Below are 18779 nucleotides of genomic sequence, written 5' to 3'. Positions count from 1 at the left end.
GGTTTTATTCCGGATCCGGAATGCCCAACCGGGTATTCAGACGTCCACGGGATTTGTTAAAGATTTTATTGCCATTCTCCCGACCCGCGCGACGCTTACGCTGCTCTTCTTCCGGCAGTTCGCTCTCTTCTTTACACAACTCACTGCAGCAACCCTTAAATTTCTCTGCACAGGCCGGACACTGAATAAACAGCAAATGGCAGCCGTCATTACGACAATTGGTATGGGAATCGCAGGAAGTACCGCACTGATGGCAATGGGCAATAACGTCATCAGAAATGCGCTCGCCCATACGTTCGTCAAACACAAAGTTTTTGCCGATGAAACGCACCGGTAAGCCCTGTTCACGCGCGCGGCGCGCATACTCGATAATGCCACCTTCTATATGCCACACTTTATTGAAGCCGTTATGCTTCATCCAGGCGCTCGCTTTCTCGCAGCGAATACCGCCGGTGCAGTACATGACGATTTTCTTATCTTTATGTTCCTGCATCATTTCTACCGCTTTCGGTAGCTGCTCGCGAAACGTATCCGCCGGGATCTCCAGCGCACCGGAGAAATGCCCAACTTCATATTCGTAGTGATTACGCATATCAATGAACACCGCCTCTGGATCGTCGAGCATGGCGTTCACTTCCGCCGCTTTCAGATAATCTCCCACATCGCTGGCGTCGAAACTTTTATCTTCAATACCGTCGGCGACAATCCTGTCGCGGACTTTCATGCGCAGCACCCAGAAGGATTTACCGTCATCATCAATCGCGATATTTAAACGCAGGCCGTCGAGCGCCGGGTCGAACGCATAAAGCGCCTGGCGAAAGGCGTCGAATTTACTTTGTGGCACGCTGATTTGCGCATTGATACCTTCATGAGCAAGATAAATGCGGCCAAACACGTTCAGTTGGCTAAGAGCCTGATAGAGCGCGTCACGAGTGGCTTGCGGGTCGATAATCGAGAAATATTTATAGAACGAGACGGTAACGCGCGGCTCAGTTTCCGCGAGCATCCGCGCCTTCAGTTCATCATTAGAGATGCGGTTGTGTAACACTGGCATGGTGTACGTGTCCTGCAAAGTTAGGGTGAAAAAACGGCGGCATCATAAAGCAAATACTGATAATTTACATCCACACATTTTGCGCTACATTTTTTCTCATTCTAATGATTACACCGCAACAATTCCTGACAAAACAGGCATTCTGTGCGCCCTGATTTTGGTTAATTCCGAAAAAATGCAAGAATACAGGGATTTGTTGCTTCAAACAGGACAGTCATGACGCATTTACCCAAGTTTACGGCATCGCTGCTGCACCCGCGCTACTGGGCTCTCTGGTTCGGGGTCGGTGTGCTGTGGTTAGCTGTTCAACTCCCCTACCCCGTGATTTACCGCCTCGGCTGCGGCATTGGTTATCTGGCGCAGCACCTGATGAGACGACGTGTACGCATTGCGCAGCGCAATCTTGAACTCTGTTTTCCGCAAATGAGCGAAACAGAGCGCCAGCAAATGGTCGCGAAAAATTTTGAATCTGTTGGCATGGGGTTAATGGAAACCGGTATGGCCTGGTTCTGGTCCGATCGTCGGATGTCACGCTGGATGGACGTTATTGATTTTGAACATGTCAGAAGCGTGCAGGCGCAAGGGCGAGGAATCTTGCTGATCGGCGTACATTTTTTGACGCTGGAAATTGGTGCCCGCATGTTTGGTCTGAACGAGCCGGGAATCGGTGTCTACCGCCCGAATGACAACCCGGTTATTGACCTGCTGCAAACCTGGGGTCGCATGCGTTCCAATAAAAGCATGATCGACCGTAAAGATCTCAAAGGTATGATCCGCGCCCTGAAAGCGGGTGATGTTGTTTGGTATGCGCCCGATCATGACTACGGCCCGCGCGCCAGCGTTTTCGCCCCTTTCTTTGCCGTTAAAGATGCGGCTTCTACGTCCGGAACCTGGATGCTGGCACGCATGTCCCAGGCCTGTATCGTACCTTTTGTTCCGCGCCGTAAACCGGGTGGCAAAGGATACGAACTGATTATTCTCGAGCCGGAATGCTCCCCTCCGCTGGATAACGCGGAAACCACCGCAGCATGGATGAACAAAGTGGTTGAACGCTGCATTATGATGGCGCCAGAGCAATATATGTGGCTGCATCGCCGCTTCAAAACGCGCCCGGAAGGCGTCCCCTCTCGCTACTAAATCGATAAAGAGCCTGCAAATGCAGGCTCTTTTTTTGTCATACAAAGCTGCGCCAGCGCATTGCGGCAATCATAACCTGGGCGCATAATTAGCATGCTTACTATCGATTATTATTAATGTGTGCTGTTACGGACGGTTATGTCTCTCTCTGATGCCCCAATAAACTGGAAGCGCAATCTCACCGTTGCCTGGTTTGGCTGTTTTCTCACCGGCGCGGCGTTTAGCCTGGTCATGCCTTTTATCCCCCTCTATGTCGAGCAGCTTGGCATCACCGATCCCGGCGCGCTCAATATGTGGTCCGGTTTAGTCTTTAGCATCACCTTCCTGTTCTCAGCTATCGCCTCTCCCTTCTGGGGTGGTCTTGCCGACCGTAAAGGGCGGAAAATCATGCTGCTGCGTTCCGCGCTCGGCATGGCAATTGTTATGGCGTTAATGGGCATTGCACAAAATGTCTGGCAACTTCTTGTGCTGCGGGCGCTACTCGGTTTGCTGGGCGGTTTTATACCCAACGCCAATGCCTTGATCGCCACGCAAATGCCGCGCAACAAAAGCGGCTGGGCGCTGGGTACGCTCTCTACGGGAGGCGTTAGCGGTGCGCTGCTTGGCCCGCTGGCTGGCGGTTTGCTGGCTGATACCTGGGGCTTGCGGATGGTTTTTTTTATTACCGCCTCCGTGCTATTTATCTGTTTTCTTCTCACGTTATTGTGTATCCGCGAAAATTTCACCCCGGTGGCAAAACGCGAGATGTTGCATTTCAAAGAGGTTTTCGCCTCGCTAAAAAGCCCCAAACTGGTGTTGAGCCTGTTTATTACCACCATGATTATCCAGGTTGCGACCGGTTCTATTGCGCCGATTTTGACCCTTTATGTGCGCGATCTTGCAGGGAATGTCAGTAATATTGCCTTTATCAGCGGCATGATTGCCTCCGTGCCTGGCGTCGCGGCACTGCTTAGCGCACCCCGTCTGGGCAAATTGGGTGACAGAATCGGCCCGGAGAAAATCCTGGTCGCGGCATTGATAATCTCCGTCTTGTTACTGTTGCCCATGTCACTGGTGCAAACTCCGTGGCAACTGGGCATTTTGCGCTTCCTGCTCGGCGCCGCAGATGGTGCGCTGCTTCCTGCGGTGCAAACCTTGCTGGTCTATAACTCCACCAATCAAATTGCCGGGCGGATATTCAGTTACAACCAGTCTTTTCGCGATATTGGCAATGTTACCGGCCCGCTGATGGGTGCCGCGGTCTCGGCAAGCTACGGTTTTCGTGCGGTGTTTTGCGTGACGGCGGGCGTCGTTCTGTTTAATGCCCTTTATTCGTGGTTCAGTTTGCAGCGCCCTGCCCGCCGGGCACGTGCAGAGGCGACCAGCAACGTTCAACGCCAGGAGTAGCGCATAAAAAGTGACCATGCGCTCGATACAAAATATACATTTGCCTAAATCCATGCTGCGCTACGCACAAATATGCCCCGCTGGGTAGCGATGCAAAACAGCGGTTCGGTAAACATACCACGCCACACTTTCGCAATATTACCGTCGAAAATGTAACGGCGACAGCAAAGCCGTCGCCTTTATTATTGGCACGCCAGAAGCCCCGTTAAGTCGTTTTCACTTCACGAATGTTAATAGCGAAGCCCGAAAAGGTATGCGCGTGCGAAACGCAGAACTCCAACCCCGAGGGCTAACTATGAAGGTGGCTGAAGGATCGGAGATACTCAAAGAAGCAGGCACAAATATCAGTCACTGCCCCCGCATTCAGCAGTACGGCGTTCTCGTTATCTCATGAAATCGCTGATTCATTTATTACAAATTTGACGCTCGCAAAGCCAGCGTCTATAGGTTTCTGCATACCTTTTTTACTGTTATCTCAGGAGCAATGATATGGCCGAAACTGAACTGGAGTATTACTCAACACTGTCGGAAGCAATTGATGCCGCGCGGGAATTATTCATTGCCGATAACCCGGATCTTGATGAAGAAGAAATCAGCGTGCAGCAATTCAATGTGCAAAAGTATGTTCTTCAGGAGGGCGATATCGCGTGGCGCGCTGAGTTTTTTGCGGATGAAGAAGAGCCAGGCGAGTGTCTGCCTCTTTTGAGTGGTGAAGCCGCACAAAGTGTCTTTGACGGCGATTTCGATGAAGTCGAGATAAGCCAGGAGTGGCAAGAAGAGAATACGTTGCACGAATGGGACGAAGGTGAATTCCAGCTAGAACCCCCACTTGATACCGAAGAAGGCCAGACAGCCGCTGATGAGTGGGATGAGCGCTGATTACTCGTAGGGGCCGTGATTGGCATCCAGCGGTAACAGAAGCGTGTCAAACACCAGTGAGAAAGGTAAATCAAGCACGGTAATGTAGCGCCACGCTGAGTCGCGGACATCCCACTTAACACCGGGATAATACTGATTACCGTGCCCCTGACCGGGGATTGTCCGGCTGACGATGCTGCCGCAACCGCTAAGCAGGCACGCTATGACTGCCACCAAAATCACTTTCACAGGCAACCTCTTCTCGTTTGATACAGATAAAAAAATACCGGCTCTCAGGCCGGTATTTTCCTTAATGTCGGCTTACTTAGCCTTTAACGCCAGCGGGTTAAGCTTCAACGTTTCATAGTAGCTCGCCCATGACAGATATCTCTCAGGTGCCGCCCACAAGCGATAATGCATACGCGCCAGCGTGACCGGGTCGCTCAGTAACACCAGACGACGATCGCGGTTCAGCTTCTCTGGTGTTTCATTCAGCGCCTGCTCAACATGGCGATCGCGGGCAATTTCCAGCACATGGCTTGCGCGGTGACGTGCCGTTGCCATGGCGGTTGCCAGCGCGTTGAATGACGGGTTAAACACCGCATGCATGAAGCCATCATCCAGGCTGCGCGAGCGATTCAGCTCCAGATATTTATCCGTATCCACCAGCACCTGCGGCGGAGAATACTCTTCCGGGATCAGGAACAGTTTCCAGCGTTTAGTGCGCAGGCCGACAGTAGACCGGCTGGAGATAACCGACACGAACGGCGACAGGATCAGCGAGAAGACAATCGGCGCCAGCCAGAACAGGAAGCGCAGATCAAGCCACGCCATCCCGACAGCCCATACCAGACCCAGCAGCAACTGAGAACCGTGGCGCATAAAAGCCTCCCCCCACGGCGTAGAGTCATCGTCACGCTGCGGCGAGTTCCATACCACTTCCCAGCCCAGGAACGCGCTGACCACAAACACGGTGTGGAACAGCATACGCACCGGCGCAAGCAGCACCGAGAACAGTACTTCCAGCAGCAGGGAAATCGTTACGCGGAAGAAACCGCCATACTCTTTCGGCCCTTTGCACCACACCAGGATAATACTCAGTAGCTTCGGCAGGAACAGCAGCACCATTGTCGAGGCGAAAAGCGCGATAGCCAGCTCCGGACGCCACTGTGGCCACACCGGGAACAGCTGGCGCGGCTGCAGGAAGTATTGCGGTTCTGTCAGCGCATGCACTACCTGCAAAGCCGTGGAAAGCGCAAGGAACATAAACCACAGCGGTGCGGAGAGATAGGACATCACGCCGGTGAGAAACACTGCGCGGTGAACCGGGTGCATACCTTTTACCAGGAACAGGCGGAAGTTCATCAGGTTGCCATGGCACCAGCGGCGGTCGCGTTTCAGCTCATCGAGCAGGTTTGGCGGCAACTCTTCATACGAGCCAGGCAAATCGTAAGCGATCCACACGCCCCAACCGGCACGGCGCATCAGTGCGGCTTCGACAAAGTCGTGGGAAAGAATCGAACCGGCAAACGAGCCTTCGCCCGGCAAGGGTGCCAGCGCACAATGCTCAATAAACGGTTTCACGCGGATAATCGCGTTATGACCCCAGTAGTGGGATTCACCCAACTGCCAGAAGTGCAAACCGGCGGTGAACAACGGCCCGTAAACGCGGGTTGCAAACTGCTGACAGCGTGCATAAAGCGTATCCATCCCGGACGCTTTCGGTGACGACTGGATGATCCCGGCGTTCGGGTTCGCTTCCATCAGGCGTACCAGCCCGGTCAGACACTCGCCGCTCATCACGGAGTCCGCATCCAGCACCACCATATAGCTGTACTGGCTGCCCCAGCGACGGCAGAAGTCATCGATATTACCGCTTTTGCGTTTTACGCGACGGCGGCGGCGACGGTAGAAAATCTGCCCTTCGCCCTGTACTTCTGCAATCAGCTCCATCCAGGCTTTCTGCTCAGCAACGCAGATATCCGGATTGTAACTGTCACTCAGAATGTAGACGTCGAAGTGCGCCGCATTGCCGGTCGCTTTCACGGATTCCCAGGTGGCACGCAAGCCTGCAAAAACGCGATCTACGTCTTCGTTACAGATAGGCATGATCAGCGCCGTACGATGCTCCGGGTTAAGCGGTTCATCACCCACCGTTGAGGCCGAAATGCTGTATTTATCACGGCCAATCAGCAGTTGCAGGAAGCCCATCAACGCGGTCCAGAACCCGGCGGAAACCCAGCAGAACAGCACCGCGAACAGGATTAAGATACCGGTTTGCAGCACATACGGCAGGAGCTGCATAACGGAAACCCACAGATCCTGGCCCGCCATATCCGTTGGGTTGATCAGCGCCCAGCCCTGATACGGCAGAATGGTTTTCATATACCAGGTTGCGACGACGGTTTGCGCCAGCGTCAGCAACAGCAGGATATAGCGGCGGATAGAGCCGACGGTACGCCATTTCTGCTCGTGCGCTTGCTCCTCTTTGGTCAAGCGCGCAAGGTAACGCGGCGCAACTTCGCGCCCGCGCAGACGATCCCAAAAACGACCAATCGGGTTGGTGCGCCACGGATCGGGAAACATCGAAGAGCGTTTTGCTTTCGGCATCGCCTGTAACTGCGCGCGCCCTTCATCGTCTTTGATCAATTGCCCTTCGCCGAGCGAATCCGGCCAGCTATGTTCCAGACGTGCCGTCACAGAACCAAGCGGCGTATCATCATCACGCGTCCAGTTCGTATGCTCTTTATCCAGCGCTTCATGCACGCTGCGAATGTTCTCTGTCGGCAGCGCCGCTTTTTCCGTCCCGGAAAGCGGCAGCATGTCGATATACTCAATTGTCTTATTCATTGGCAGGTAGCTGATAGCTCCAGGTTTCACTCAGGTTCTGGTCGGCGTTGACCAGCGCCGCGCGCATATCCGTGGTTTTCTTCGGATCTTTCACTTTCACGCGCAACATCAAACGCCAACCTTGCGTAACCGGATTATAGCGAACGGTGTTTTCAACGATCTCACCGTTATCGCCAATGCTGGCTTGCGCGGTAACAGGGGTTTCCTTCGGCAGTTTTTTCATATCCTGACCGGTGAAATCCACCACAAACGCGACTGTTCCGTCAGGTTGACGGATAAGGTTTGATTGTTTCACATCACCTGTGGAGCGACGCGTCTGCAATACCCATGCATTGTCTGGTGCATGCAGTTTGTCTTCGTCACGGCTAAAGGTGATGGTGTATTTGAAGTTCATCTCTTTACCCGGATCCGGCAGTTGATCCGGCGTCCAGTAAGCGACGATGTTATCGTTCGTTTCATCGTTGGTCGGGATCTCGACCAGTTCGACTTTGCCTTTTCCCCACTCGCCTTTCGGCGTTACCCATGCGCTCGGACGCAGATCGTAGCGGTCATCGATATCTTCAAAACGGGAGAACTGACGACCACGCTGCAGCAGACCAAAGCCCTGCGGGTTTTCCATCGCATAGCTACTAACAGCAAGATGTTTCGGGTTATTCAGCGGACGCCAAATCCACTCGCCGTTGCCTGCCAGCATCGATAGCCCGTTGGAATCATGCAATTCCGGGCGATAGTTAGTCGCAGGAGAGGGTTGAGTCGGCCCGAACAGGAACATACTAGTCAACGGCGCAACACCAAGTTTGCCCACTTTATCGCGCAGGTAAACTTTGGACTGCACATCTACCACGGTGTCGCGGCCTGGAATGATCACAAAACGGTAAGCACCCGTTGCACGCGGTGAATCCAGCAGCGCGTAGATGGTCAGGCGTTTGTCAGTTGGTTTTGGACGCTCAATCCAGAACTCACGAAAACGCGGGAACTCTTCGCCAGATGGCAGCGCAGTGTCAATGGCAAGACCGCGAGCGGAAAGGCCATACACCTGCCCTGCGCCAATCACGCGGAAGTAGCTTGCGCCCAGCATGCTGACGATTTCATCGTTTTTATCTTTATTATTGATGGGGTACAGAACTTTGAAACCGGCGAAACCGAGGTCTTTGACCGTGTCTTTATCGTGCTGGACATTGCCGAAATTGAAGTAATCCGGGCTGTATTTGATTTTACGTACGGCAGTGGTAGTCACTTCGTTGATGGTCACTGGCGTGTCGAAGTACATACCCTGATGATAAAACTCAAGCTTAAATGGGGTGTTAATCGCGTTCCAGTAGGCTTTGTCGTGGTTAAACTGGATCTGCTGATAGTCCGCGTACTTCATCTCACGGAACACAGAGGGCAAATTGGTCTTGGGTGCTTCGTAGCCTTTACCGGCCAGTGATTGTGCCTGTTTTGCGACATCGTCAATAGAAAAGGCCCAGCCTGATGACGTATAAAGTGACAACAGAACAGCAGCACCTACCCAACGCATTTTCATCATTCGTAATTTAGGTTTCATAATAACTAAGCACTTCCCCCTTTGTGTGCTTAAATCGATCCGATCCATTTTAATGGAAACTCTGGCTATCCGACAACTGAATCCCCGCATTGTTCTCCACGCAGGCTCATTGAATAAGCAAATGAAACTAACCCTTTATCGTTTTGCAGGCTTATCCTGGAGACAGGTTATCGGTCATAGTGTAGGGTTGGTTGCGAATGTAATCATTATTTGTCTTATGGATAAGACGAAAAGTCTGAGAATGTACGGAGTAATATGACCAAAACCCCCGCACAACGAGAATATTTCCTTGATTCCATACGCGCGTGGTTGATGCTGCTTGGGATCCCGTTTCATATTTCGCTGATCTACTCCAGCCATATGTGGCATGTAAACAGCGCCTACCCCTCATGGTGGCTGACGCTGTTCAATGACGCCATACATGCGTTCCGTATGCAGGTGTTTTTTGTTATTTCCGGTTACTTTTCATACATGTTGTATTTGCGCTACCCGCTAAAGCACTGGTGGAAGCTACGCGTTGAGCGCGTCGGCATTCCTATGCTCACTGCGATCCCACTGCTGACGCTGCCGCAATTTATTATGTTGCAATATGTGAAAGATAAAACGGCCGAATGGCACACCCTATCGACTTATGACAAATTCAACACGCTGTCATGGGAACTCATCTCCCATTTATGGTTCTTACTTGTCCTCGTAGTATTAACAACGGTCAGCATGGTGCTGTTTAAAAAACTAAAAAATAGCGCTAAGCGGCTGGCTGGCAATATTTCGCTGGCACAACTGTCACTTTGGTTCCTGCTGTTAGGTATCGCCTGGGCGGCGTTCCGTCGAATTGTGTTGATACTGCATCCGGAAATATTACGTGACGCGCTATTTAATTTTGCGGTAATGCAGACCTTGTTCTACATTCCGTTCTTCATTCTTGGTGCGCTGGCGTTCATTAATTCGCGTCTGAAGTCGCTGTTTACCACGCCTTCGCCGTGGTGCATGTTCGGTTCTGCTCTGGCCTTTGGGGCTTATTTGCTCAACCAGCGCTACGGCAGTGGCGATGGCTGGATGTACGAAACCGAGGCGGTTATCACCATGCTACTGGGGCTGTGGATGGTCAATGTGGTCTTTTCATTGGGTCACAAGTTGCTGAACTTCCAGTCTGCGCGCGTCAGTTATTTCGTAAATGCATCCCTGTTTATCTATCTGGTACACCATCCACTGACGTTGTTATTTGGCGCGTGGATCACACCGCATATCCAGTCTAATCTCCTTGGTTTTCTTACCGGACTGGTCTTCGTCATTGGTATTGCGCTGCTGCTGTATGAAATCCATCTGCGCATTCCATTACTTCGCTTCCTTTTTTCCGGTAAGCCGCAACAAAACGACGCGAAGCGCCATGCTCACGCCAGATAACGCCCTGGCTGCTCTGGTCGCAGAGCAGCCGCGACTTATTGGATGTGCTGAGTTAGTAAGCGCTGGTAAAGCTGCGTCATTTCGTCATCGAAACAAACAAAGATCACCTGCTGGAGTTGAGGCCGACGTATGAGGTGCGCAGCAACGGTATTAACAGCGATTTCTGCCGCCGCGGCTTTTGGGTAACCATACACGCCGGTACTGATAGCGGGAAAAGCAATGCTCATGTAACTATTGGCTTCTGCCAGCAGAAGGCTATTGCGGTATGCATCCTCCAGCAAGCGCGCTTCATTCTCCTCTCCGCCACGCCAGACCGGTCCAACCGTGTGGATCACCGCCTTCGCCTTTAAATTTCCTGCCGCCGTAATTACCGCATGGCCTGGCGGGCACTCGCCCTGCTGCTGACGTACCTGCCGGCACGCCTCAAGCAAAGCAGGCCCAGCGGCACGATGAATTGCACCATCCACACCGCCGCCGCCAAGCAATGATGAGTTTGCGGCATTCACAATCACATCCACTTCAAGCGTGGTGATATCCCCTTGAAGCACCTGCATACGTGGTTGCATTTTTGCCCCCTATCCGGCCAGTAACCCGTTAACACCGTTAAGTGTACCCGGAAATACAGAAGGCAACATATTCAAAATCATCAGTTATAGGTGATGATAACCTCAGCGCGAGATTGCTGCGCATCGAGATAACGCATCTGGACTTGTGCTACCTGTGGAGAGAGAGCTTGCCGGGTTTCATCGGTAACAGGGATTTGCTGGGTCTGCATTTTATTGTTTTGCAGACAGGAGAGCAGCAGATTTTGGTTCTGTGTACGGGTTTCGCAGCCCCCTTCAACGATAGCGCCACGAAAATGGATCACACCTCCCGCCGGTTGGGTTCCAGCATAGGCTGATGACATAATGCAAAGGCAGGTAACAGGAAGAACAAACGCTTTAAAAAGTCGCATAAACACCTCACAAATCACCCATCCCTGAAAGCTGAGCGTCGGCTATCGATAACATAAATATCGGCACCATTGGCGTGTTCCTTTATTAAACTTAGCATTCAGATGAGAAATAAGTTTAGTGCGGCTTCATTTCCAGAATGATTATTCAGCAGGCCACTGCTGGGCAAGGTGTAGCGACTGGCCATCGGACACCGTGACGATAATTTTGACGTTATCGTGTGCGGAAATACTCAAACGAATGCGCGAAATCGCCGTCGTTTGATTCGCCGGGAGAGTCATTGTGTTTCGTTGCCGGCTTTGGCTAACACCCGCAGCGCCTTCACGCTCGGTAATAATCTGCACCTGGCAAACACAATCCTGCGTAACTTGCACCAGCGGGGTAATGGTGTAATTGTCGCCGTCGCGGGTGGTATTGAACGTGATCTGGCTGGATAACGCCGCCAGCAATAATAAGGTATGCATAGCGCCTCCAAAAAAAACAGGGCCGCAGCCCTGTTTATTCCTGCCTGGGGGATCAGTACTGATTCGCGGTAGCGTTATTACCGTAACCGGTTTGCTGTACAGTGACGCTTGAGCCAGATGCAGTCTGGTTAACCAGCGCACCGTTACCCGCGCCGTACTGGCTCACAGAAATATCAGAGTTGCGGCCATTCCACTGATCGATAGTGGCATTGTTTTGCGACCCGTTCTGTACCAAATCGATGGTGCTGTCATCTGAACCTTGACCCACATCGGCGGCATTGGCGGAACCGTACTGATGAATAGTCAGGTCAGATTCGCGTGCATCGCTTTGCAGAGCAAGGGCGGCGTTAGCGCTACCATATTGATAAATGCTCAGTTCAGAATTTGGGCCATTGCTACCACCGCCATGACCGCCGCCATTGCCATACTGCGGGACACTGCCTGCAAATGCGCCTGCTGAAACAACGATCGCTGCGAATGCTGCCACTTGGAAAAGTTTCATGGTAAACCCCCATTGGATTGAGATTAAAGCCACAGGACTTTCAACGTTGAATAACGCGAATAGCCATCTGCGACTGTCGTTGCACCACTACTGCCGTTTTTTGCGTACCATACTGCGTGATATTTGCCCGGTTGCCCGAGCCTTTCTGAATAATAACTGCGCTATTACCATAAGCACCCTGCGTAATACTCGCATCGTTGGCGCTACCGGCCTGATCGATATACGCCAGGTTATAACTTCCGGACTGGTTAATTTGCGCTGAATTATTTCCACCACGTTGAGAAATAACGCCTAATAATTTCGAACCTCGTTGATCAATATACGCATTATTACTCGTACCCTGTTGATCAATATTGGCTGATTGATTATAAGGCGCCTGACTCAGTTCATTAACTGCCAGATTATATTCCGGGTTTGCCAGGTCATAACCGGCTGCAGTTGCAAATCCCGACATTCCTGGCAGGATTAACATCATAAAGGCTATTTTGTTCTTCATGCTGTCACCGCCGAACTTACTTGTTAATACCTGGTTGCAAAACTGAGTATGCCGTGGATAAAAAGAAAATATCTCACCAGCAAGTTGGATTTTCATTAGTCATATCATTCTAAAGCATGAATAAAAATTATCCCCCACTTGCAGCAGAGATAGCATCAGATGATTTTTCTTAAATAGTTATCCCGATGCTATAACAGTCAATGTATGTGATACGTGGCAACACCAAAAAGAAAAATAAGGAAAACCTGAAGCCAACAAAAGTCAGGTCTTTGTTCTTAGTATAAAATTTCGCACTACCTCCTTTTAAAAACAGCTTTCTTTAGTGCTTACATATCAACTTAACTAACCATCAAAATAACATTTCAATATTTAATTTTACATTCTGTTACATGATTAACACTTGATTTAAGATCGGCAAGCGTTAGATTAAATCCGCAGCACTCATTACTTTGTATTATTTCCCCTCGCACGGGCTGAGCACTTATTTCTGATCACAGCATAGCGCATCCGGCAGTACATCTGGTTTCCCCGGTGAATAACCGGGGTTGAAGTTGATGAACAAAAAACAAATACGCGGGGTTTCATCATGTTTAGTGAAGTCCATAGTTCAGCTATTTCCGTTTTATTATTAATTACCAAACCTTCATTACAGGCAACGGCGCTTCTGCAGCATTTAAAATTTGCGCTATCATTGCCCGGAAAGCTCCATAATATTCAACGACCTCTTGATGACATTCCAGCATTGAGCATTGTCTTATTCGACATGATGGATGCGGATAAAAAACTGATCCAGCAATGGCAGAATATCCTGTCGCAAAAAAAAGGTGATCTAAAACTATTGCTGATGAATACCTCTCTTGATTATCCATTCCAGGAGATAGAAAACTGGCCGAATATTACGGGTGTATTTTACATTTCAGAAGACAGAAGCCAGTTGGTCGACGGATTACAAGGCGTGCAGCGTGGCGAGTGTTATTTCTCACAAAAACTGGCGAGTTATCTCATCACACATGCCGGAAATTATCGTTACTACAGCGCGGAATCCGCACTGCTCACCCACCGAGAAAAAGAGATCCTTAATAAGCTGCGTATCGGCGCATCCAATGTTGAGATAGCCCGCTCGCTGTTCATTAGTGAAAATACAGTAAAAACACATCTTTATAATCTTTTCAGGAAGATAGCGGTAAAAAACCGCACGCAAGCCGTCTCCTGGGCTAACGATAATCTCAGGCGTTAATCCCATGAAACGCTATGGGTATCGCCTGGTAACCACTGCTTTACTGATCGCCTGCGTAAACGTATCGGCTGTTGAAGTCGAAGTTCCCGGACTATTAGCCGATCACACCGTATCGTCTGTCGGACACGATTTTTATCGTGCATTTAGTGATAAATGGGAAAGTAGCTGGAAAGGGAATTTAACCATTAATGAACGACCTAGCGCCCGCTGGGGAAGCTGGATAACGATAATCGTCAATCAGAGTGTCGTATACCAGACTTTTCTTTTCCCGACACACCGCGACTTTGAGAAAAATGTTGAAATCGCGTTGGCGCAAACCCAGCAAGCGATCGATCACCTGCAAATAAACCAGGCGCTACTTAGCGTTGGCGATATGGCGAGTGATGAATTCTAAAATACGTTAAATCTCCGGAGGCTATTATGCGTAGCATATATACCCTGCTTGCGCTGTTGCTTATCGCGCCTGCATGCTGGGCGGGAACAATAACATTCCAGTTTCGTAATCCTAATTTCGGCGGTAATCCTAATAACGGTGCATTTTTATTAAATAGTGCCCAGGCACAAAATTCTTATACTGACCCCAGCTATAAAGATTACGGTGTGGAAACCACTTCCGCCCTGGATAATTTCACCCAGGCAATACAATCACAAATATTGGGTGGGTTACTCACCAATATTAATACCGGTAAACCAGGGCGAATGGTGACCAGCGATTTTATCGTGGATATTTCAAACAAAGACGGACAACTGCAATTAAACGTCACCGACACAAAAACCGGCAAGACATCTACAATTCAGGTGTCGGGCTTACAAAGCGGTTCAACGGACTTTTAAGTCACTGTCTAACAGGACAACAATTATGTCGCGTCTATTTATTTTATTCGCCGTGTGTTTATTAAGCGGTTGCCTGACTGCGCCGCCAAAACAAGCCGCTAAGCCGACGCTGTTGCCGCGAGCGCAAAGTTATCAGGACCTGACGCATCTGCCGATGCCAAGCGGGAAAATTTTCGTCTCGGTGTATAACATCCAGGATGAAACCGGGCAATTTAAGCCCTACCCGGCAAGTAACTTTTCTACCGCCGTCCCGCAAAGCGCGACCGCAATGTTAGTCACGGCGTTGAAAGATTCACGCTGGTTTGTACCACTGGAACGCCAGGGTTTGCAGAATCTTTTAAACGAACGAAAAATCATTCGCGCCGCGCAAGAAAACGGGACTGTCGCCATTAACAATCGCGTTCCACTCCCCTCGCTGACCGCCGCGAATATCATGATTGAAGGGTCAATTATTGGCTACGAGAGTAATGTTAAATCCGGCGGCGTTGGTGCGCGTTATTTCGGCATCGGCGGCGACACACAATATCAATTGGATCAAATCGCAGTGAATTTACGGGTGATAAATGTCACAACCGGAGAAATTCTCTCTTCGGTCAACACCAGTAAAACTATTCTTTCCTACGAAGTACAAGCCGGAGTGTTTCGCTTTATTGACTACCAGCGACTACTGGAGGGAGAAATTGGCTATACCGCCAACGAACCGGTCATGCTCTGCCTGATGTCGGCGATTGAAACGGGCGTGATTTTACTGATCAATGACGGGATTGATCGGGGGCTGTGGGATTTGCAACAAGGAGCCGATCGTCATAACCCCGTGCTGGCAAAATACCGTGAAATGGCGGCACCGCCGGAGTCCTGAAAAAGAAAAGCGTGACTTCCGGTCACGCTTTTTCTTGCTCTTTAAGCAGCGGCTGTGCGCGGCGAGAAGCCAGCCACAGGCCGCTGTTTTTCATGGCATAACCAAACACTAACCCAATAGCCAGCGAAGGGATGACCAGCCGCCAGTCGCCCTGCCCGGCAAACGTCGCACAGGCACCAATAAATGTCCCCGGTACAAAAGAGAGCAGCAAGTTTCGGGCCTGCAGACACATCAAAAACGCCACCATACCGGTCATCAGATAACCGACAATGTCCAGATTCGGAGCCAGTGCTGCACCATGAATAATGACCTGCGCCCAGGCCACGCCGCTCATGACTGTGCAGGCGGAAATAAGCAGCCCTTTCACACCACCCTGCGGACAGGCGAAATAGGCGGTACAACCGAGGAAACCGGCCCAGCTTAATAAACCGAGAGAGACAGCCACCCAGCCCCAGATACCGGAGAGAATGCCTGTCGTAATGGCGATAGAAAGGAGAATGTTCATGGAGCGCATCATAGCAGATGCGCACGCCTGAGATGCGACAGTGCGCACACTATTTGAAAACCACAAATCTCTGTTGCATTTTAATTGTGACGAAAATCACAATTACTCATCTGATTCTTCCTGCAACTCATCCCACATCGCAGCAATTGCATCGCGCGCCAGCGGGGCCATGGTGCGCCAGAACGGCGTTGTCGCATGGGCTTCAACTTTGCCAAAGAAGGTGCCACACCACGGCAGCAGATAATCGGCGAACAAGGTTTCCAGCGCCTCACTTTCATCCTCGGCAGACTGATCTTCCAGCCATGAAGCCGCCAGCAGCAACGTCCCGATGTGATCGGCCGGCGCATCGGTCAATGGCATGCCGCGGCTGGACAAAAATGAGCGCACTTCCGCTTCCATCGCACCTTCAACCCAGGCACTACGATAAGGTGAGACGCGGCACTCTTCGCCAACAAACAGCGCGTTGTAATCGGCCGCCAGTGCCTGCGCATCGCAGTTTTTCTGCAACCGTTCAAGCAACTCATCCTGCTCCAGCGGCCAGCTTTCCGCCAGTTTTCCTTCACGGATCAGGGTATAGAGCGGTACCAGCAGAGGATCTTGCGGCTGGCGGTAAAACAGCGAGCCCAGTACGCGACAGAGGATTGAAAATTCGTTCATTCAGTTGTTCCAGTCAGTATTAAAGTTCTGCAAATTCGGTAATTGGCACCATGCCGCGAGATTCGAGGAAATCCAGCAGACGGCGCGGTGAGACATTCAAAATACGATCTTCCGGGAAACCGACATCGTCCAGCACCTTACGGCACTCGCTGAAATCGCCCAGTGTAAACGCCGTATGAGAATCCGATCCCAGCGCCACCCAACCGCCGGCGTCACGCACTGCGGCTGCCACAGCGCGGCAATTCGCCTCACTGCCTTTGCGCGAATGTATAAACGACGAATTGTTGATCTCAAGCGCAACACCATATTTCGCGGCGGCGGCGGCAACGGCCGGAATATCAATGTCAAATTTCGGGTTACCGGGGTGACTAATAATATGGACATTGCCGCTGGCGATAGTCGCAATCATGGCCTGAGTATGAGTCGTTTTATCCTGCGGTGGAAACACCGGTTCATGGAAACCCGCGATAATCAGATCCAGCGATGTCAACATCGGTCCGGTGCAGTCGATTTCACCCTCGGTGTTTTTAATATTGGCCTCAATACCGCGCAAAATCCCCACGCCATCGACCAGCCGGGGCCAGATGCGCATATTCACGAAGTGCCAGTAGTGCGGCGCGTCCGCCATATCCGGCCCGTGGTCAGTAATGGCAAAGAGTTTGATCCCTTTGCGTTTTGCCTCGGCAATATAATCGTGAAGCGTGCTGTAAGCGTGGGTGCTGGCGACGGTATGCATATGCAGGTCAACGGGATACATGACTCACTCCTGTAGTTATTTCTGCAAAGGATAGCAGTTATCGTTGGCGAGTTTAATGACAAAACCCGGCGATGCCGGGCGTCCGTCAGTAACCACGCGCTCTGTCTACCCGCCCGCTGACCGTTTCACCCCGCTCAATACGTTGAATAGCCTGCGCAATAAAAGCCACAGCTTCACTGCGACGCGTCGTCGCCGCTATATGCGGCGTCATCGCAACACGAGGATGCGCCCAAAGTGGGTTATCGAACGGTAGCGGCTCCTGGCTAAAGACATCAAGCATGGCACCCTTCAGCTTTCCACTCTCCAGCGCTGTAAGCAGATCACGCTCGACGATATGCACACCGCGCGCAAGATTTATTACATAGCTGTTATCAGCGAGCTGGTTGAGCAACGCAGTATTAATAATACCTGCCGTTTCCGGAGTGTTCGGCAGCAGATTGATCAGCACTCGAGTGCCATCAAGAAAGTCAGGTAACTCCTCACCACCCGCAAAACTGGTCACGCCGGGCATATTCTTACGGCTGCGGCTCCAGCTACGCAGCGGGAACCCCCACTGGAGCAGGCTTTCGGCCACTTTCGCACCGAGCACACCTGCACCGAGGATGCCAATGGTGAAGTCTTCACGCTCGTATTCATCCAGCGGTTGCCATTTCGCCTGCTGTTTTAGCGCCTGATAATCATCGAAACGTCTGAACCAGTGCAGCACTTGGCTCACAGCATACTCCTGCATTTGTAGCCCCATGCCAGTGTCTTCCAGGCGGAACAACGGAATAGACTCGGGAAGCATCTCAGGATGGGCGTGCAACTGGCTAAGAATCGAATCGACACCCGCCCCCAATGCAAAAACGCCTTTTAATTGTCGGCCTTTCAGCATTTCAACCGGTGGATGCCAGACCAGCGCGTAATCGGCCTGAGCAACGTCTCCCCGCGTCCATGCGCGGATATTTGCCTGCGGCAACGCCTGACTCAATGCGCGAATCCAGTCGTTGTTATCGAATGAGGGGTGATAAAAGATAATTTCCATATCAACTCCAGAACCTGGTGTGATGTATCCGGTTATTTTCCGGACCTATTGTGCTTTTTCGCTAAGGCCGCTCAGCATAACAAATTTCCTCCATGCCACGCGGAGAAAGTACCGTGACGAGAAAAAAAACGATTTCAGAACGTTTAAGAAGCAGGTTGTTTGAAGTTTGTCTAAGCGCGCTAATTTATTGAAAAAGAGGATTGACGGCGTTCCGGGTTTTTCCTACATTAGCGCCCGTCCCGGCAACATCGGGAAA

At 51.1% G+C, this 18779-nt stretch carries 21 protein-coding genes; 8 read left to right on the top strand and 13 right to left on the bottom strand.

Annotation, left to right across the window (positions count from 1 at the left end):
* Positions 1-4 precede the first annotated feature (4 nt).
* Positions 5-1054, bottom strand: coding sequence for an oxygen-dependent tRNA uridine(34) hydroxylase TrhO (gene trhO / locus E0L21_RS17460; RefSeq protein ID WP_131411702.1), 1050 nt, complete (start codon positions 1052-1054; stop codon positions 5-7).
* A gap of 216 nt (positions 1055-1270) precedes the next feature.
* Between trhO and E0L21_RS17455 the strand changes: the two genes are divergently transcribed.
* From E0L21_RS17455 to E0L21_RS17445, 3 genes are all read left to right on the top strand, one after another.
* Entirely contained in the window at positions 1271-2191 is a 921-nt protein-coding gene (locus E0L21_RS17455; RefSeq protein ID WP_131411700.1) for a Kdo(2)-lipid IV(A) acyltransferase, read from the top strand.
* A 138-nt stretch (positions 2192-2329) separates the two neighbouring features.
* Positions 2330-3577, top strand: a complete 1248-nt coding sequence (mdtG, locus tag E0L21_RS17450; RefSeq protein WP_131411698.1) for a multidrug efflux MFS transporter MdtG — start codon at positions 2330-2332, stop codon at positions 3575-3577.
* Positions 3578-4066: 489 nt separating this feature from the next.
* Positions 4067-4456: a MysB family protein gene (locus E0L21_RS17445; protein WP_165501926.1), complete on the top strand. Its 390-nt coding sequence runs from the start codon at positions 4067-4069 to the stop codon at positions 4454-4456.
* On the opposite strand, the gene E0L21_RS17440 is transcribed toward E0L21_RS17445, so the two are convergent.
* The 3 genes from E0L21_RS17440 to mdoG form a co-directional block, all read right to left on the bottom strand.
* A complete protein-coding gene (locus tag E0L21_RS17440; protein WP_131411696.1) occupies positions 4457-4684 on the bottom strand; it encodes a YceK/YidQ family lipoprotein in 228 nt (75 codons plus the stop codon).
* A 72-nt stretch (positions 4685-4756) separates the two neighbouring features.
* Positions 4757-7285, bottom strand: a complete 2529-nt coding sequence (mdoH, locus tag E0L21_RS17435; protein ID WP_131411694.1) for a glucans biosynthesis glucosyltransferase MdoH — start codon at positions 7283-7285, stop codon at positions 4757-4759.
* Positions 7278-8813 (bottom strand): glucans biosynthesis protein MdoG, encoded by a 1536-nt coding sequence (gene mdoG / locus E0L21_RS17430; protein ID WP_131411857.1) that lies wholly within the window; start codon positions 8811-8813, stop codon positions 7278-7280. Before mdoG ends, mdoH begins: the two co-directional genes overlap by 8 nt.
* A gap of 273 nt (positions 8814-9086) precedes the next feature.
* Here mdoG and mdoC point away from each other — a divergent pair, with 273 nt between their 5' ends.
* Complete coding sequence (mdoC, locus tag E0L21_RS17420) at positions 9087-10235, top strand: glucans biosynthesis protein MdoC (RefSeq protein WP_131411690.1); 1149 nt, start codon at positions 9087-9089, stop codon at positions 10233-10235.
* A gap of 35 nt (positions 10236-10270) precedes the next feature.
* Here the strand turns inward: mdoC and ymdB are convergent, their stop codons facing one another.
* The 5 genes from ymdB to csgB all read right to left on the bottom strand — a co-directional run bounded on the left by ymdB (position 10271) and on the right by csgB (position 12650).
* Positions 10271-10801 (bottom strand): O-acetyl-ADP-ribose deacetylase, encoded by a 531-nt coding sequence (gene ymdB / locus E0L21_RS17415; protein ID WP_131411688.1) that lies wholly within the window; start codon positions 10799-10801, stop codon positions 10271-10273.
* A gap of 80 nt (positions 10802-10881) precedes the next feature.
* Complete coding sequence (locus E0L21_RS17410) at positions 10882-11103, bottom strand: hypothetical protein (protein ID WP_235855252.1); 222 nt, start codon at positions 11101-11103, stop codon at positions 10882-10884.
* 228 nt (positions 11104-11331) lie between these two features.
* Positions 11332-11652: a curli assembly chaperone CsgC gene (gene csgC / locus E0L21_RS17405; protein ID WP_131411684.1), complete on the bottom strand. Its 321-nt coding sequence runs from the start codon at positions 11650-11652 to the stop codon at positions 11332-11334.
* A gap of 52 nt (positions 11653-11704) precedes the next feature.
* The gene (csgA, locus tag E0L21_RS17400; protein WP_131411683.1) at positions 11705-12154 is read right to left on the bottom strand and encodes a curli major subunit CsgA; all 450 of its coding nucleotides are present in this window, start codon (positions 12152-12154) and stop codon (positions 11705-11707) included.
* Positions 12155-12194: 40 nt separating this feature from the next.
* Entirely contained in the window at positions 12195-12650 is a 456-nt protein-coding gene (csgB, locus tag E0L21_RS17395) for a curli minor subunit CsgB (protein WP_170312072.1), read from the bottom strand.
* Between the two features lie 586 nt (positions 12651-13236).
* Here csgB and csgD point away from each other — a divergent pair.
* The 4 genes from csgD to csgG are packed head-to-tail and all read left to right on the top strand — an operon-like array spanning position 13237 to position 15580.
* Positions 13237-13887 carry a biofilm master transcriptional regulator CsgD gene (csgD, locus tag E0L21_RS17390; RefSeq protein WP_131411679.1) on the top strand — a complete coding sequence of 217 codons (651 nt, stop codon included), beginning with the start codon at positions 13237-13239 and terminating at the stop codon, positions 13885-13887.
* Positions 13888-13891: 4 nt separating this feature from the next.
* Positions 13892-14281: a curli production assembly/transport protein CsgE gene (csgE, locus tag E0L21_RS17385; protein ID WP_131411677.1), complete on the top strand. Its 390-nt coding sequence runs from the start codon at positions 13892-13894 to the stop codon at positions 14279-14281.
* A 26-nt stretch (positions 14282-14307) separates the two neighbouring features.
* Positions 14308-14721: a curli production assembly/transport protein CsgF gene (csgF, locus tag E0L21_RS17380; RefSeq protein ID WP_131411675.1), complete on the top strand. Its 414-nt coding sequence runs from the start codon at positions 14308-14310 to the stop codon at positions 14719-14721.
* A gap of 25 nt (positions 14722-14746) precedes the next feature.
* Positions 14747-15580, top strand: a complete 834-nt coding sequence (gene csgG, locus E0L21_RS17375) for a curli production assembly/transport protein CsgG (RefSeq protein ID WP_131411673.1) — start codon at positions 14747-14749, stop codon at positions 15578-15580.
* 22 nt (positions 15581-15602) lie between these two features.
* Here the strand turns inward: csgG and E0L21_RS17370 are convergent, their stop codons facing one another.
* The 4 genes from E0L21_RS17370 to ghrA form a co-directional block, all read right to left on the bottom strand.
* Positions 15603-16085, bottom strand: coding sequence for a DUF1097 domain-containing protein (locus E0L21_RS17370; RefSeq protein WP_208430932.1), 483 nt, complete (start codon positions 16083-16085; stop codon positions 15603-15605).
* Positions 16086-16187: 102 nt separating this feature from the next.
* Entirely contained in the window at positions 16188-16742 is a 555-nt protein-coding gene (locus E0L21_RS17365) for a TorD/DmsD family molecular chaperone (protein WP_131411669.1), read from the bottom strand.
* Between the two features lie 19 nt (positions 16743-16761).
* Positions 16762-17499, bottom strand: a complete 738-nt coding sequence (locus E0L21_RS17360) for a phosphatase (RefSeq protein WP_131411667.1) — start codon at positions 17497-17499, stop codon at positions 16762-16764.
* A gap of 85 nt (positions 17500-17584) precedes the next feature.
* Positions 17585-18523, bottom strand: coding sequence for a glyoxylate/hydroxypyruvate reductase GhrA (gene ghrA / locus E0L21_RS17355; RefSeq protein ID WP_131411665.1), 939 nt, complete (start codon positions 18521-18523; stop codon positions 17585-17587).
* Positions 18524-18779 lie beyond the last annotated feature (256 nt).

This window comes from Kosakonia quasisacchari (assembly GCF_004331415.1).
GTDB lineage: Bacteria > Pseudomonadota > Gammaproteobacteria > Enterobacterales > Enterobacteriaceae > Kosakonia > Kosakonia quasisacchari.
The sequence above is the reverse complement of the archived record's forward strand: the minus strand, read 5'-3'. Positions and strand labels throughout refer to the sequence as shown.

Excerpts from the sequence above, each read along its gene's own strand:
- mdtG (WP_131411698.1), top strand. The coding sequence starts at position 2,330 with ATGTCTCTCTCTGATGCCCCAATAAACTGGAAGCGCAATCTCACCGTT.
- csgF (WP_131411675.1), top strand. The coding sequence starts at position 14,308 with ATGCGTAGCATATATACCCTGCTTGCGCTGTTGCTTATCGCGCCTGCA.
- trhO (WP_131411702.1), bottom strand. The coding sequence starts at position 1,054 with ATGCCAGTGTTACACAACCGCATCTCTAATGATGAACTGAAGGCGCGG.
- ymdB (WP_131411688.1), bottom strand. The coding sequence starts at position 10,801 with ATGCAACCACGTATGCAGGTGCTTCAAGGGGATATCACCACGCTTGAA.
- E0L21_RS17455 (WP_131411700.1), top strand. The coding sequence starts at position 1,271 with ATGACGCATTTACCCAAGTTTACGGCATCGCTGCTGCACCCGCGCTAC.
- ghrA (WP_131411665.1), bottom strand. The coding sequence starts at position 18,523 with ATGGAAATTATCTTTTATCACCCCTCATTCGATAACAACGACTGGATT.
- E0L21_RS17360 (WP_131411667.1), bottom strand. The coding sequence starts at position 17,499 with ATGTATCCCGTTGACCTGCATATGCATACCGTCGCCAGCACCCACGCT.
- E0L21_RS17365 (WP_131411669.1), bottom strand. The coding sequence starts at position 16,742 with ATGAACGAATTTTCAATCCTCTGTCGCGTACTGGGCTCGCTGTTTTAC.
- mdoH (WP_131411694.1), bottom strand. The coding sequence starts at position 7,285 with ATGAATAAGACAATTGAGTATATCGACATGCTGCCGCTTTCCGGGACG.
- csgB (WP_170312072.1), bottom strand. The coding sequence starts at position 12,650 with ATGAAGAACAAAATAGCCTTTATGATGTTAATCCTGCCAGGAATGTCG.
- csgE (WP_131411677.1), top strand. The coding sequence starts at position 13,892 with ATGAAACGCTATGGGTATCGCCTGGTAACCACTGCTTTACTGATCGCC.
- mdoC (WP_131411690.1), top strand. The coding sequence starts at position 9,087 with ATGACCAAAACCCCCGCACAACGAGAATATTTCCTTGATTCCATACGC.
- E0L21_RS17370 (WP_208430932.1), bottom strand. The coding sequence starts at position 16,085 with ATGAACATTCTCCTTTCTATCGCCATTACGACAGGCATTCTCTCCGGT.
- E0L21_RS17445 (WP_165501926.1), top strand. The coding sequence starts at position 4,067 with ATGGCCGAAACTGAACTGGAGTATTACTCAACACTGTCGGAAGCAATT.
- csgD (WP_131411679.1), top strand. The coding sequence starts at position 13,237 with ATGTTTAGTGAAGTCCATAGTTCAGCTATTTCCGTTTTATTATTAATT.
- csgA (WP_131411683.1), bottom strand. The coding sequence starts at position 12,154 with ATGAAACTTTTCCAAGTGGCAGCATTCGCAGCGATCGTTGTTTCAGCA.
- mdoG (WP_131411857.1), bottom strand. The coding sequence starts at position 8,813 with ATGATGAAAATGCGTTGGGTAGGTGCTGCTGTTCTGTTGTCACTTTAT.
- csgC (WP_131411684.1), bottom strand. The coding sequence starts at position 11,652 with ATGCATACCTTATTATTGCTGGCGGCGTTATCCAGCCAGATCACGTTC.
- csgG (WP_131411673.1), top strand. The coding sequence starts at position 14,747 with ATGTCGCGTCTATTTATTTTATTCGCCGTGTGTTTATTAAGCGGTTGC.